This is a genomic window from Bythopirellula polymerisocia (assembly GCF_007860015.1).
In the GTDB taxonomy this organism is placed as follows: domain Bacteria; phylum Planctomycetota; class Planctomycetia; order Pirellulales; family Lacipirellulaceae; genus Bythopirellula; species Bythopirellula polymerisocia.
On record NZ_SJPS01000001.1, the window covers coordinates 638505 to 653044 of the forward strand.

The window sequence follows — 14540 nt, forward strand, 5'->3', positions numbered from 1 at the left end:
CGGTTCAATTGGGTGCTTTAGAGGGGTATCAAGCCATGTTTCTTTGGTGGCCGGATAGCGCGTTTTGTGATTGTATTACGTAAAGCCAGCGACACTAGAGAGCGGGTTTGCGAAGGTTCAATCACGTCGGTAATCATGCCGTGAGCTGCGGCCATATACGGAGATGCAAATTTCTCTTGATACTCATCGATGAGCTGCTTGCGCAGGGCCGGTTTGTCTTCAGCCGCTTCAAGCTCCTTGCGATACAAAACGTTGACGGCCCCTTCTGCACCCATCACTGCGATTTCAGCAGTTGGCCAAGCGAGCACAATATCGGCACGCAGATCTCGGCTACACATGGCAAGGTAAGATCCTCCATAAGCCTTACGGATGATAACCGTGATCTTGGGGACGGTTGCAGAGGCGTAAGCGAAGAGCATCTTTGCACCGTGACGGATAATGCCTCCTCGTTCTTGTCCCACGCCTGGCAAGAAACCAGGGATATCAACCAAGGTAAGCAGAGGGACATTGAATGCGTTGCAAAAGCGAATAAAGCGAGCGCCCTTGTCCGATGCATCTATATCCAGTGAGCCTGCTTTGACATTCGGCTGATTGGCAATCACGCCAACTACCATGCCATCGATGCGGCCAAATCCAACTATCAAATTACTGGCAAAATCCCGATGGACTTCCAGGAACTGACTCCCATCCACCAGTCGATCAATGATGGCCTGCATATCGAGCGGGGCTTTGGCGTCTTCGGGAACCAGATCGTTTAAAACCCCATCGGGTTCGAGTGAGATATCTGCTGTCGGTCGATGTGGAGGGTCCTGCATGTTGTTGGGAGGCAAATACGAAAGCAAATCTTTAGCGATTTGGATCGCATGCTCATCATTGTCGGCAACAAAATGCACATTCCCGCTGATGCTCGCGTTGGCTACCGCACCGCCGATCTCCTCCATCGTGGCATCGACCCCCGTAACCGCTTTGATTACTTGGGGACCGCAGATGAACATGTTGGCGTTCTCGCGCGTCATGATTAAGAAATCCATGAGGGCGGGGGAGTAGGCCGCCCCACCCGCGCAGTTGCCCGCAATAATTGCGATCTGGGGAACGGAACCTGAAAGCATCACGTTGCGATAAAAGACTTGCCCGTAACCAGAGAGCGATTCCACGGCCTCTTGGATCCGGGCTCCACCCGAATCGTTAATCGCGACGAAGGGCATGCCACATTCGAGGGCATAATCCATGACATCGCTAATCTTTTTGGCATGCCGTTGACCCAGAGCACCGCCACCGACGGTGAAATCTTGGCTGAACGAGGCAACGGGCTGACCGTCTACATGTCCAACGCCAGTGATTACCCCATCACAAGGAAGTTTCGTCTTCTCCATGCCAAAATCATGACATGCATGTTCGACGTGCATCCCCCATTCCTGGAATGTTTCACCATCAAATAGGCAGTCTAGACGCTCGCGCGCAGAGAGTTGCCCTCGGGCGTGCTGTTTATCGCGCCTGCCCTGCCCCCCACCTTGCAAGGCAGCTTCTCGGTGCTCGGTAAGGGAGTCCAATAATTCCTTACGGATACTCATAGGGTATTTTCACGCTTGATGTGGTCTGAATGCCGCATCATCCTTCATCAATGTACTTGAAAGACAAACTGAGCCTGGTGCGATACTGGATTTTTCCATCTTCGAGCTTGAGATCCATCTTGGTCACCTCAGCGATGCGTAAATCACGCAGCGTTCGACGTGCGATCTCGATTCCATTCTTCGCGGCATCATCCCAGGAGACCTCGCTGGTTCCGACAATTTCGATTACCTTGTAAAGACTCATAAAGACTGTACTCCATAGCTGATTGAGAGTTCATGAAAGCGACTGAACAGCAGTACTCTAGCACCTCACTGGAACCTCATTCAAGGGACGCACATCCTTCAGACATCCAAATTCTCTTTGGATTCCAATTGCTTGATACGATCTTCGAGTTCTTCAATGCGCTCAGCCAGTTGTGCTTTCTCATCCCGAGGCTTCTGGGGGGACCCGTTTGCAGGCTTAAACCCATCCATCCAGGCCTTAGCCCAATGCATTGGGTTCACCAAATCTTTCGCACTTGCACTATGACGCTGGAGATAGTCGAGGTAAGTCAACGAATGTTGGAAATAATCTCTCAGGAATTCGGTAACCATTTCGTTCGAGCGGACGATGCTGTGTAACATATCCACCGGAAATAAGGCGATATTTTCAGGCTGGCGGTCGAGAATAATCTGCGCGAGCACGCTACGTGTGAGAGATTCTCCAGATTGACTATCGCTTATTTCAATGGTATTACCCTCCCTAATGAGCTTTTCGATGTCTTGCAAAGAGACATACTTGCTGTCATTGCGAGAATAGAAACGTCGATTCGGATAGCGCTTGATTTGAATGACTTCGTCGGGCATTACGCACTTTTCTCATGAAAACTTAAATGGCAGTTAGTGACTAAGCCTGGGGATGCCAACCGGCATCTGCCCAGAGTTGCCCGCTGACTGCCGAATTGGAAATCATGAAGCAAATTGCATCGGCGATTTCGTCAGGACGTATCAGGCGACGCAATTGGGTATAGGGTAACACATATTTTGCGATGTATTCTTCACCCAGGCTTCGGAGCATAGGCGTATCGGTAAAGCCAGGATGGATTATCCCACAGCGGACGCCATAGTACATGGCCTCTTTGGTCAAGGTAGCAGCTGCACCTTCTAGGCCTGCCTTTGTCGCAGCATATGAGATCTGGCCCTTGTTCCCCTGGGAGGAGACCGAGCCGATGAACATGATGGTCCCTTGGACCTCTTCTTCAGGTTGCCACTGTTTGAGCCCTTTTTGCCAACGATTCTCGGCGAGTTTCGCTACCATTTCGATAGCCCAATAAATTGGGGCAATCAAATTGACTTCCGTGACTTCCCGGAAGGACTTGACGGAATAAGGCTCAGCCCGGCCCGTCTGCTTATCTAGCTTCACCGCCAGGGCATCACGGGTGATGCCTGCCGCCGGCACGCATATCGAAACGACTCCATGCCGCTCCATCACATCTTCATATACTTGCGTTCGAAAGGTGTCGTTGGTGGTGTCGCCTACTTTAACCTCAGCGACTTGTCTCCCCACTTCCGAGTTGATGGAATCAGCTAACTCATAGACTTGATCTCGTCTATCGACCAACACCACCGTGCGCGCTCCGCGCTTGGCCAACTCCAACGAGACCGCAGCTCCTATTCCACTGCCTGCTCCCGTTACTAACGCCACTCGATCGTTGATTTTCATGATAGCACTCGCCAGGAAAAAATTAGACTGAACACCACTCATGGGGGTCCTGTCTTCGGATCCCCATGAGTCACAAAAGCAACATCACTTGGGTTGCAAAGCCCACTCAAGTTCCGGCTTTGGCAAACAGGTCGGTCCACTTGGTAATCGCCTCTTGGAATTCGCGAATCTGCGATTCGGTCATCTCTTTCATGCAATCGAGAGTCTTGCGGCAAAGTTGCTCAGACCGCCGACGGAACTCCTCTGGCGTACTGGCATCCGTGATGCTCAGCGCTGCGTCCAGGGATTCAATCGCTGCCTGGTATTGTCGCTCGACCACATCACGATGCTTGCGCGCCAGAGTCGAAATCGTATCAACCCATTGCTTGCGAAATCCTTGCATCTGATTGAGCACTGCTGTTTGGGGCGTTGGAGCGCCAGGCCACATGCTGGCCCATTGGCTGTAGACTTCCTGCTGCATCTTGAGATTCGCCTCGGCAGCCTTGCGGATGTTCTGAAAGACCTCCTCAAATACGGGGCTTCCTGTCATAGTTTCTGTCATGACTTGGGTCTCCTTATGTTCAGGTGTGTTGGGGGAAGGTTTACGCCCTTCCTGGACACCTGGTGAATGTGCGTCTCTATCGTTATTGTTCGTCAACATGGAGAGGAAGTCAATAGAAAATAACGCAAATGCAGCAATTTATGTAAGTACTTGATGTAATGCACTTTAAGGCGAATTCTTGTTCGTGATATGAAAAAAGTGCCGCTAATACAGCAAGCGGTCTCGCATATGCAACATTAGTCGAATACAATACAAGGGTGGCAGGTCTGAATTCAGTCGCTAATAGACGGGATCGAATAAACGAAGGATAAAGTGCCATGCAAGAAATTGTCCGTAAATTAGCAGAAAAGCGAGCTGCCGCCGAATTGGGAGGGGGCCTACGCCGCATCGAGGCCCAGCACGCGAAGGGAAAACTGACTGCCCGCGAACGGATTGAGCTCTTGATGGACTCCGGGTCCTTTGAAGAGTGGGACATGTTCGTCGAACACCGTTGCTCAGATTTTGGCATGAAAGACCAGAGCATACCGGGGGATGGAGTAGTGACGGGTTACGGCACAATCAACGGCCGGATGGTATTCGTCTTTAGCCAAGACTTCACGGTATTTGGCGGCTCACTCTCCGAGGCACATGCTGAAAAGATCTGCAAGGTAATGGATCATGCCATGAAAGTGGGTGCCCCGGTGATCGGGATCAACGATTCCGGTGGTGCCAGAATTCAAGAAGGCGTTGCATCGCTAGGGGGCTACGCAGATGTTTTTCAACGCAACGTGTTGGCTTCAGGGGTCATCCCCCAGATTTCGCTCATCATGGGACCGTGTGCAGGGGGTGCCGTTTATTCACCGGCGATGACTGATTTTATTTTTATGGTCAAAGACAGTTCGTACATGTACGTCACAGGTCCTGAGGTCGTGAAGACGGTCACGCATGAAACAGTTACCCACGAAGAATTGGGTGGAGCAGTCACACACTCAACGAAATCGGGCGTTGCAGATCGAGCGTTTGAAGATGATATCGATGCCTTGCTGATGATCCGGCGATTGATCAATTATCTGCCGGCGAACAACCGAGTTGCTCCGCCCTATCGCCCCACGCCAGACAATGCGGATCGCACCGAACCTTCGCTCGATACGCTCGTACCTGATAGTCCCACGAAATCCTACGACATGAAGGAATTGATTCTCAAGATCGTCGATGATACAGACTTCTTTGAGATTCAGCCAGAATATGCCAAGAACATGGTCATTGGTTTTGCGCGGATGGAAGGCTACCCTGTCGGGATTGTTGCCAATCAACCGATGGTTTTGGCAGGGTGTTTGGATATAAAGTCGTCTATCAAAGCCGCTCGCTTCGTGAGGTTTTGCGACTGTTTTAGTATACCCATCATCACCCTGGTAGATGTCCCCGGCTTCATGCCCGGCACTTCCCAAGAGTTCGGTGGCATTATTAAGCACGGTGCAAAATTACTGTATGCATTCGCCGAGGCGACGGTCCCCAAGATTACGTTGATCACACGCAAAGCGTACGGAGGTGCCTACGACGTGATGGCATCGAAGCACTTGCGGGGAGACGTCAATCTAGCCTGGCCCAGCGCAGAAATAGCCGTGATGGGACCCAAGGGAGCCGTGGAGATCATCTTTCGTAAAGAACGAGGTGATGAAGCGCGGATAGAAGAACTGACCAACGAATATCGAGAACGCTTTGCCAACCCGTTCGTTGCCGGACGACGTGGATTTATCGACGACGTGATAATGCCCAGCCAGACACGCAAACGAATCTGCCGGTCACTTGCGCTACTGCGCAATAAGAAGTTGGAGAACCCGTGGCGGAAGCATGGAAACATCCCGCTGTAAGGCAAGTCAAAGGAATTTCGAATGTTCAAGAAGATATTGATTGCCAACCGAGGTGAGATTGCCTGTCGGGTGATTAAATCCGCTCGGAAAATGGGCATTGCCACCGTTGCCGTCTACTCGGAAGCAGACAAGGACGCGCTGCATGTTGCGCTTGCTGACGAGGCGGTCTGTATTGGTCCGGCACCTTCCTCACAAAGTTATCTGGTCATCGATCGAATCTTGGAGGCATGCAGAACAACAGGTGCGGACGCCGTTCACCCGGGCTACGGGTTCCTCTCTGAGAATGCCGAGTTTGCCAAGCAGCTTGATCTCGCCGGTATTGCTTTTATTGGGCCCGGAATTCATGCCATTACGTCGATGGGTGACAAGATTACCTCGAAGCGACTGGCCCAGGAGGCGGGGGTCAATACGGTTCCCGGTTCCACGGAAGTCATCCGCGACGGAGCCATGGCGGTAAAGATCGCGAAGGAAATTGGCTATCCAGTCATGCTCAAGGCGAGTGCCGGTGGTGGCGGCAAAGGGATGCGGGTTGCCTTCAATGATGAAGAGTGCCGGGAAGGCTTTGAGCGCGCTAGCAATGAATCCCGCTCCAGCTTTGGTGATGATCGCATCTTCATCGAGAAATTCATCGAACAACCTCGCCACATCGAGATCCAGGTCTTGGGGGACACCCACGGCAACATCGTTTTTCTGGGTGAACGTGAGTGCTCTTTGCAACGGCGGCACCAAAAGATTATCGAAGAAGCCCCCTCGCCGTTCATTGACAAGAAAACCCGCGCCCTCATGGGAGAGCAGGCCGTGGCATTGGCCCGTGCAGTACAATACCACTCGGCAGGGACCGTAGAATTCATTGTCGATGCGGAACGCAATTTCTATTTCCTGGAAATGAACACGCGACTCCAGGTCGAGCACCCCGTGACGGAGTTTGTGACCGGCCTGGACTTGGTCGAGTTGATGATCCGCATTGCGGCAGGTGAGTCGCTGCAGTTCTCTCAAACTGACGTAAAACTCTCAGGTTGGGCCATTGAGGCCCGCATTTATGCTGAAGATCCCTTCCGCAACTTCTTGCCCTCTGTCGGACGCTTGGTGCGCTATGCACCTCCCGCGGAATCGGATAATGTGCGTGTTGATACCGGAGTCTACGAGGGGGGAGAAGTCTCGATCCATTACGATCCGATGATCGCCAAGTTGATTACCTATGGTGCGGATCGTGAGGAAAGTATCCAGCGCATGCGCAGGGCACTCAATGAGTTCACGATCCGAGGGGTCGCACATAATATCAGTTTCCTGGGAGCCCTTGTAAATCATCCGAGATTTGCCAAGGGGCAGTTGAGCACCAACCTGATTGCCGAGGAATACCCGGACGGCTTCGACGCCACGAATGTAGTGCATGATGATCCCGCTCTGCTGATCACCGTATGCGGAGTGATCCATCGGCGCTATCGCGAGCGGGCTGCTCAAATTAGTGGCCAATTGCCTGGCTATGAACCCCAGGTGGATCAACGATGGGTGATCGTGTTTGGTAACGAACATCATCCAGTCACGGTTTGCCCGGCCGAGCGGGGATACGATGTGACTTATGCCGACCTGACGTACCATGTCGAAAGCAACTGGGAGTTTGGCCAGCCCTTGTTCCGTGGTAGCATCGATGGAGAAGAGGTCTGTGTTCAAGTGGAACGACGACATCTCCTCTATCGTCTCTTCCACTGGGGTACTCAAGTAGACATGCTGGCCCTTTCTGCCCGGGCCGCCGAGTTGCTCTCCCTGATGCCCGTCAAAGAACCGCCGGACCTGAGCAAGCTCCTGTTGTCGCCGATGCCTGGCATGCTCGCGAGTATGAGAGTGGAAGTCGGTGAAGAAGTGAAAGCAGGCCAAGACCTGGCAGTGGTCGAGGCAATGAAAATGGAAAACGTACTCCGCGCCGAACGCGACGGAAAGGTAGCAAACATCGTGGCAACGGTTGGTGAAACGTTGGCGGTCGATCAAGTAATTCTCGAGTTTGAGTAGAGTAGCTATTATTCGTCTCGTAACTGGGTGCTCTTCCTCCATAGGTTCAGATCATCTCTGATATCCGCGAACGCGAGTTACCGGACGGACGAAGGCAACCCTCCCCATGGTTGACTGTCATTTTTTTATCGGATCTTTTTTTTATTAAATAACCCCCCCACTTTTCGTCGGCGCGGATCGCTTCAACTCGTTGGCGAGCCCAGGCTTACGTAAAATGCGACACCGTCGGCGGACCGGAGTTTTTGAAACAAAACCCCTCGCTCGTCTCCTATGCCGCACGGCCTGGGTGTTCTCGCCTCTCTTCTCCTTCCATAACAGATAGCCCCGGCCTGCCTGATGACAGGGGGGAATAACAAAGCCACCGAGAACACGGAGTTCACAGAGGAAGGTTGAAGTTCGTAACCTGCTCTCAGTGTTCTCTGAGTGCTCGGTGGCTAAATCGATTTCAATAAGAATTAAAGAGAGGGGGAAATTAGACGCGGACAAACGCGGATTCAGCAGATTTTCGCTGATTCGTACCGAGACAATCAATCTGATCCGCGCAAATCCGCCCAATCAGCGTCTATCCGCGTTCTACTTCTTCCATAAACATCTGACACGTCACCCATCTTCCTGTTCCCTGTTTAGGTTGCGGCTAGGGGCAGCGCTGGGATCTCTGTGGCGAAATCTATTTTTGGAATTGCTCTCGATGGAAAATGGGGCGCCCCAAGCGCAGACATCGAACAAACTTCGCGCAGCACCGGTCGTCCTCTGGCCAACTGATGGAACTGTCGATTGGTCCGCTGCATCTGAACCGGTGCGAACTTCTCAGTTCATTGGCTGGAGTGAAAACCTGTGCTTTGCGATTGTCATTATAAGGAATCAGGGGGCAGAGTTTAGAGACTATTTTTGACCACCTGGGAAGTAGGCGCGAGGCGCTGGTTGCTAGGCGCTAGTCAGAGAAGAAGGGGCTGGGATGCGGGGGCTGGGGACTGGGGGGTTTCTTACCGTGGAATCGCAGAGGGTAGGATGGGTGGTTCTGCTGGCTAAGGGATTCTCAGCGCTTCGCAAATATGTCGACCCGCAGGTTCACCCATCTGCATTGGCTTACGCATCGAAACGTTACCCAAGGTGTTACATTCCACAGCCCTGGGTCGCGTAGCGCACCCTGGGAGATGATTGGTGGTGACGAGGGGGGAGGTGTGAGTGGCGGGGTGGAGAGGAATATCGCGCTCCGCTGCGAGTCGCAGTTAGCGTGCAGAGATGAGATTAAAGCTCGCAGCCCAAGTCGTAGGCATCGAGGATTCTCCGCGCGGCGGATTCTACGGAGATGGCTCCTGTGAGAACTTCTTGTTCTAGTTGAGGGCGGATCGCTTTGACAGCAGGGTGAGTGTAGATGGACTGGCGCAAGCGCTCTTCGACGATGGCCCAGAGCCAATGGCGGTTTTGGTTTTGGCGGCGAGTTGTCAACGTGCCGTTGGCCTGCATGCGATTGTAGTGTTGTTCTACTGCAGTCCAGACTTTGTCGACTCCTTCGTTTTCCAGTGCGCTGGCTGTGTAGACTTTGGATTCGTGCTGGGCGTGGCTACCGGTGATTGTTTCCAGGGCGTTGCGGTATTGGCGGGCGGCGACCTCGCACGCTGTGCGCAGTTCGCCGTCGGCTTTGTTGACTACGAGCAGGTCGACCACTTCGAGCAGGCCGCGCTTGATGCCTTGCAGTTCATCTCCGGCAGCGGGGGAGACGAGGGCTACCAGGCAGTCGGTCATGTGGGAGACGTAGGATTCCGATTGGCCCACGCCGACGGTTTCGATCAGGACGATGTCGTAGCCGGCGGCTTCGCAGACGAGCATGCTCTCGCGGGTGCAACGGGCGGCACCTCCCAGAGTTCCAGAAGAAGCGGTGGGACGGATGTAGGCGCTTGGCTCAGCTGCTAGGTTGGGCATGCGGGTCTTGTCGCCGAGGATGCTGCCACCGGTAATGCCACTCGAGGGATCGATGGCAAGCACAGCCACTCGATGACCTGCGCGGACCAGTTGCAGTCCTAACGCTTCGATAAAGGTGCTTTTGCCTGCGCCAGGTGTGCCGGTGATGCCGACGCGAATGGCTTTGCCGGTGAACGGCATGAGTTGAGTGAGTAGTTCCTCGGCTTCTAGCTGATGCTGGGGGTTACTCGATTCAACGAGCGTGAGTGCGCGAGCCAAGACGGCAGTATCACCAGAACGCACTCCAGTGAAGTACTCGTCGATCGAAAGTGTTTTCCGAGGCGAAGACAAATCGAGAGGTTTTCCTTCTGTGCTGAGCAAGAAATCCAAATTAGCTACAAAAAAAACAAAAAGTCCCGAGAATGAATTCTTGAGTTGCCGACGGGATCTCGTAGTTAGGCAAGCGGCAAGTGTGATAATAACTATAGAACGGCCACTCCTGGCCGTTGGATCGGACACAGGCAGGAGTGCCCATGCTACGTTAGGTACACTTTCACCTGCCGCTCGCCTTATTGTGCATTTTTGTGATTCTTGTGGCAGTCTTGATACACTCTGCCTTGAATCCATTCAGTCTTTCAAGTTTATTTCCAGTCGCTCTGCCAAAACCTTGACTAGCTCAGTGGCGGCTTTGCCGATGACGGTTCCTGGGCCGAAGACGGCAGTGGCCCCGGCATTGTAGAGGGCCTCGTAATCCTCGGGAGGAATCACCCCACCGGCCACAATCAGGATATCGTCGCGACCCAATTTTGCCAATTCATCGCGGAGTTCAGGAATCAGAGTCAGATGCCCCGCTGCCAGGGAACTCACGCCCACGATGTGTACGTCGTTCTCCACAGCCTGGCGAGCTGTCTCGGCGGGGGTGCGGAACAATGGGCCGATGTCGACGTCGAATCCCAGGTCGGCAAATGCCGAGGCGATCACTTTTTGACCACGATCGTGGCCGTCTTGTCCCATCTTGGCCACCAAAATGCGTGGTCGGCGACCTTCTTGTTTTTCAAAGCGTTCTAACAGTTGCTGAATTTCTTGCACGGTTTCATGGCCTCCGATTTCAGCGGCGTAGACTCCGCGGACAGCACGCGTGGGGGCTTCGTAGCGTCCGTAGAACTTTTCCAAAGCCTCGCTCATTTCACCGACAGTTGCCTTGGCACGAGCCGCGATGACGGCCAATTCTAACAAGTTGCCTGACTTATCGTGAGCGGCATTCGTGAGTGCCTCGAGAGACTGCTCGACTTCGGCTTGATCTCGCTCGCCGCGCAGTTTCTTGAGGTTGGCGATCTGCGACTGACGGACGGTTGTATTATCGACGTGCAGGACTTTTACGTCTTCTGGTTCTGTTGGGCGATATTTATTGACGCCGATGACGGTCTGTTGGCCGGAGTCGATATGTGCTTGAGTGCGGGCGGCGGCTTCTTCGATGCGCATCTTGGGGATACCAGCCTGGATGGCTTTGGTCATGCCGCCAAGTTCTTCGACCTCCAGAATATGTTGCCAAGCTCGGCAGGCCAGATCGTGGGTAAGTCGCTCAACATAATAGCTGCCTCCCCAGGGGTCCACGACATCGCAGGTATCGGTCTCTTGTTGCAAGAAGAGTTGCGTATTGCGGGCAATCCTGGCGGAGAAATCGGAAGGGAGTGCAAGTGCTTCGTCTAGCGCATTGGTATGCAACGATTGCGTATGTCCGTGGGCGGCGGCCATCGCTTCGAGGCAAGTACGCACGACATTGTTGTAGACATCCTGAGCCGTGAGGCTCCACCCGCTGGTTTGGCTGTGCGTTCTGAGCGACAGGCTCTTGGGATTCTGTGGCTCAAATTGCTTGATGAGCTTGGCCCAGATCATCCGCGCCGCGCGGAGCTTGGCGACCTCCATGAAGTAGTTCATGCCAATCGCCCAGAAGAAAGAGAGCCGCGGACAGAAGGCGTCGACTTTTAAGCCGGCTTGCATGCCGGTGCGGACGTAGTCGAGGCCGTCGGCCAAGGTGTAGGCCAACTCCAGATCGGCCGTGGCGCCCGCTTCCTGCATGTGGTAGCCACTGATGCTGATACTGTTGAATTTGGGCATTCGCTGACTGGTGAACTCAAAGATGTCCGCAATGATTCGCATGCTGGGTTCGGGCGGATAGATGTAGGTGTTACGGACCATGAACTCTTTGAGGATGTCGTTTTGAATAGTGCCCGCGAGTTGCTCGGGCTGCACGCCTTGTTCCTCAGCTGCGACGATGTAGAGTGCCATGATCGGCAGCACGGCACCGTTCATGGTCATCGACACGCTCATGCGGTCTAGGGGAATACCATCGAAAAGCATTCGCATGTCGTAGATGCTGTCGATGGCTACGCCTGCCATGCCGACGTCCCCGCTGACGCGCGGGTGATCGGAATCATAGCCTCGATGGGTAGCCAAATCGAAGGCGATGCTGAGGCCCATTTGACCTGCGGTCAGATTGCGTCGATAGAAGGCATTCGACTCTTTGGCAGTTGAGAAGCCGGCGTATTGCCGGACGGTCCAAGGTCGCAGGACATACATTGAGGCATAAGGTCCCCGCACATAGGGGGGGAAGCCGGGCATGGTTGCCAGGTGGTCTACGCCTTTGAGATCGTCGGATGTGTAGAGTGGGGAGACGGCGATTTGCTCGGGGGTTGTCCATGGGGGGAGAGTTCGCGCTCCGCTCCGCTGACGCTCCGCGTCGCGGCTAACGAGACTTGGCATCGTATCACTTCCGTTCACCAACGGAATATCGGCAAAGTTGGGGATGGCCATTATTCCAAGACTCCTTCCTCGCGGAGCAGGTCGCGCAGGGTTTCGAGGACATTACACTTGATGTAAATAAAGCGGTCGACTCCGGCACTGCGCCACTCTGTTTCATTGGTTCCGGGATTCCCTGCCAAGACGACCGATTTGGCCCCGGCCTGTTTGAGCTTGGCGGCAACTTCAGGAACCATTTCCTGATACAGTTTGTCGGACGAACAAATAACGGCAGTTGCTGCGCCCGATTCAGCCAGGGCCTTGGCGGCCGAGTCGGCGTTCGGATAGCCTTCGTTGGAGAAGACTTTAAAACCTCCGGCCTCGAAGAAATTCTTAGCATAACTGGCTCGCGCTGTGTGGTGGGCGACAGGTCCCATGTTAGCGAGGAAGACTGCCGGCCGTTGCCCGTGACGGGTTTCCCAGGCGTCAACGGCATCACGTAGTTCTTCGAAGGGCTGGGCAAAACTGCGGGCTTCGATGGCTTTGAATTCGATGGATGCCGTATGAAATCCTGTCATACGTGCCAGTTGGCCAATCGTAGCCCCATTTGCCGCGGCTTCGACTGCTGCCGCCATCCGTGACCCTCCCGTAGACATATCTTTTGCGAGATCGATCCCCTTACGAGTGTTCTTGGTGCGCTGAACGGCTGCCTGGCGGACTGCCGATAGATCGGGCAGCACGGTTTCGAGTGGGGATTCGGCAATGTCGGGGAATTCGCTGACGCCGGTGATTCCTTCTTTCCGCTTAGCGATGTCGGTAGCACGAGGGGCATGGGCAGTGGCGATCTGCTCGGCCACCCACCCCGAAAGCAGAGCAGATGCCATTCCTTCTCGTCGCTCGATCTCCTGAAAGATTTCCCATGCCTCTTTGGCAAGTTGGTCGGTGATTGAATCCAGGAACCAACTGCCGCCCCCCGGATCGATCACGCGATGCAAGTGGGCTTCTTCTTGAATAATGAGTAGGGTATTGCGGGCTACTCGTCGGCTGAACGCATTGGGAAGCCGAAGGAGGCTGTCAAAGGGGACCGAAGTAACGACGTTTGCGCCACCGATGCTGGCGGCGAACATGGCGACCGTGTTGCGGAGAATGTTGACGTATGGATCGCGGTGGGTCAATACGCGATTGCTGGTCCGCGCGTGAATCTTCATAGCCCCCGCTTCTGAGGATCCGCCGCTGGCTTCTACCACGCGTGACCACAGCCGTCGGGCTGCTCTTAGTTTGGCGATCGCCAGAAAATGATGTGTCCCTAATTCCACTCGGAAGAGAATCTGCTTGGCGGCATGGTCGATACTCATTCCCGCCGAAGTCATTGCGCGTAAATAAGTTACCCCGGTTGCCATTTGAATAGCGAGGTCCTGTGCAGCCGTGGCTCCAGCACAATGGTAGGGTGACGTGTTCACTCCGACGGCTATTACTTGAGGACAATTCTGAGCCGTCCAATGGGCCAGGTCACCCAATGATTTGAGAGATGTTTCCAGCGACAGCGGAAGATGTCCATCACGAGCCAGCGAGGCCAGCGGATCACTATTGAAAGCACCATGGACCTCAGCCAGATCAATGCTACGCTGTTGCCAGAGTGCTACCAAGAGTGAAGCTGCGGGCAAGAAGGCCGCTCCAGCTTCGAGGGATACCCCAACCTTGTCCAGCTGCACTTCTTTGAGCGCTGTCTCTAGGTCATCGCATGAATAGGCCATCACGCCATTGGCAGCGAGCAATTCGTCGAATTCTTTTTCATCTGGATCGAAACCATTACTGCCAGCTTGATCAAAGTGGAGTTGGATCGAGCTTACCCCACCGGCAAGATCGGCGAGAATCTGCTTGTTGGTTTCGGTCACATCGGGATGGGCGTACTCCTGGCGAAGATCGGCACCGCGGATTGCAACCTCAGGTGCCTGAGAACCGCGTACGAACGGTTTGTTGCCCGGCAAGCCATTGGGATCTTGGCCATTCGAGGCATCGGGCCGAGAGTAGACGGGCTGAATGTCGATGCCTTCATAGGTGTGCGTGACTAGCTTCTTCTCAAAGGGGGCACCCTTGAGGTCTTCCTCGACCAGGGAGCGCCACTGTTGGTAGGAGATAGCAGGAAAGTCATCCGCAATCGTGAATTCTGAGGGTAGTACCATTTCTTCCTCGGTCTCTTACTACGTTTGCTTGCTGAGGGAATTTGA

At 54.0% G+C, this 14540-nt stretch carries 10 protein-coding genes; 2 read left to right on the forward strand and 8 right to left on the reverse strand.

The window, feature by feature from the left end; genetic code table 11:
• Nucleotides 1–17: 17 nt before the first annotated feature.
• The 5 genes from Pla144_RS02580 to Pla144_RS02600 form a co-directional block, all read right to left on the reverse strand.
• Nucleotides 18–1571 carry an acyl-CoA carboxylase subunit beta gene (locus tag Pla144_RS02580; protein WP_146447749.1) on the reverse strand — a complete coding sequence of 518 codons (1554 nt, stop codon included), beginning with the start codon at nt 1569–1571 and terminating at the stop codon, nt 18–20.
• A 37-nt stretch (nt 1572–1608) separates the two neighbouring features.
• Nucleotides 1609–1815: a dodecin family protein gene (locus Pla144_RS02585; RefSeq protein WP_146447750.1), complete on the reverse strand. Its 207-nt coding sequence runs from the start codon at nt 1813–1815 to the stop codon at nt 1609–1611.
• A 98-nt stretch (nt 1816–1913) separates the two neighbouring features.
• On the reverse strand, nt 1914–2417 hold the full coding sequence (locus Pla144_RS02590; protein WP_146447751.1) for a polyhydroxyalkanoate synthesis regulator DNA-binding domain-containing protein: 504 nt from the start codon (nt 2415–2417) through the stop codon (nt 1914–1916).
• 40 nt (nt 2418–2457) lie between these two features.
• Nucleotides 2458–3273 (reverse strand): SDR family NAD(P)-dependent oxidoreductase, encoded by an 816-nt coding sequence (locus Pla144_RS02595; protein ID WP_197530338.1) that lies wholly within the window; start codon nt 3271–3273, stop codon nt 2458–2460.
• 106 nt (nt 3274–3379) lie between these two features.
• Nucleotides 3380–3814 carry a hypothetical protein gene (locus Pla144_RS02600; protein WP_146447753.1) on the reverse strand — a complete coding sequence of 145 codons (435 nt, stop codon included), beginning with the start codon at nt 3812–3814 and terminating at the stop codon, nt 3380–3382.
• A 317-nt stretch (nt 3815–4131) separates the two neighbouring features.
• Between Pla144_RS02600 and Pla144_RS02605 the strand changes: the two genes are divergently transcribed.
• Both Pla144_RS02605 and accC read left to right on the forward strand, forming a co-directional pair.
• Nucleotides 4132–5664, forward strand: a complete 1533-nt coding sequence (locus tag Pla144_RS02605; RefSeq protein ID WP_146447754.1) for an acyl-CoA carboxylase subunit beta — start codon at nt 4132–4134, stop codon at nt 5662–5664.
• A 21-nt stretch (nt 5665–5685) separates the two neighbouring features.
• Nucleotides 5686–7671 carry an acetyl-CoA carboxylase biotin carboxylase subunit gene (accC, locus tag Pla144_RS02610; RefSeq protein ID WP_146447755.1) on the forward strand — a complete coding sequence of 662 codons (1986 nt, stop codon included), beginning with the start codon at nt 5686–5688 and terminating at the stop codon, nt 7669–7671.
• A gap of 1248 nt (nt 7672–8919) precedes the next feature.
• Here accC and meaB read toward each other — a convergent pair.
• The 3 genes from meaB to Pla144_RS02625 form a co-directional block, all read right to left on the reverse strand.
• Nucleotides 8920–9924, reverse strand: a complete 1005-nt coding sequence (meaB, locus tag Pla144_RS02615) for a methylmalonyl Co-A mutase-associated GTPase MeaB (RefSeq protein WP_231936129.1) — start codon at nt 9922–9924, stop codon at nt 8920–8922.
• Between the two features lie 276 nt (nt 9925–10200).
• Entirely contained in the window at nt 10201–12387 is a 2187-nt protein-coding gene (gene scpA, locus Pla144_RS02620; RefSeq protein ID WP_146447757.1) for a methylmalonyl-CoA mutase, read from the reverse strand.
• Nucleotides 12387–14495, reverse strand: a complete 2109-nt coding sequence (locus Pla144_RS02625; protein ID WP_146447758.1) for a methylmalonyl-CoA mutase subunit beta — start codon at nt 14493–14495, stop codon at nt 12387–12389. The genes scpA and Pla144_RS02625 overlap by 1 nt, the downstream gene beginning before the upstream one ends.
• Nucleotides 14496–14540: the final 45 nt, after the last annotated feature.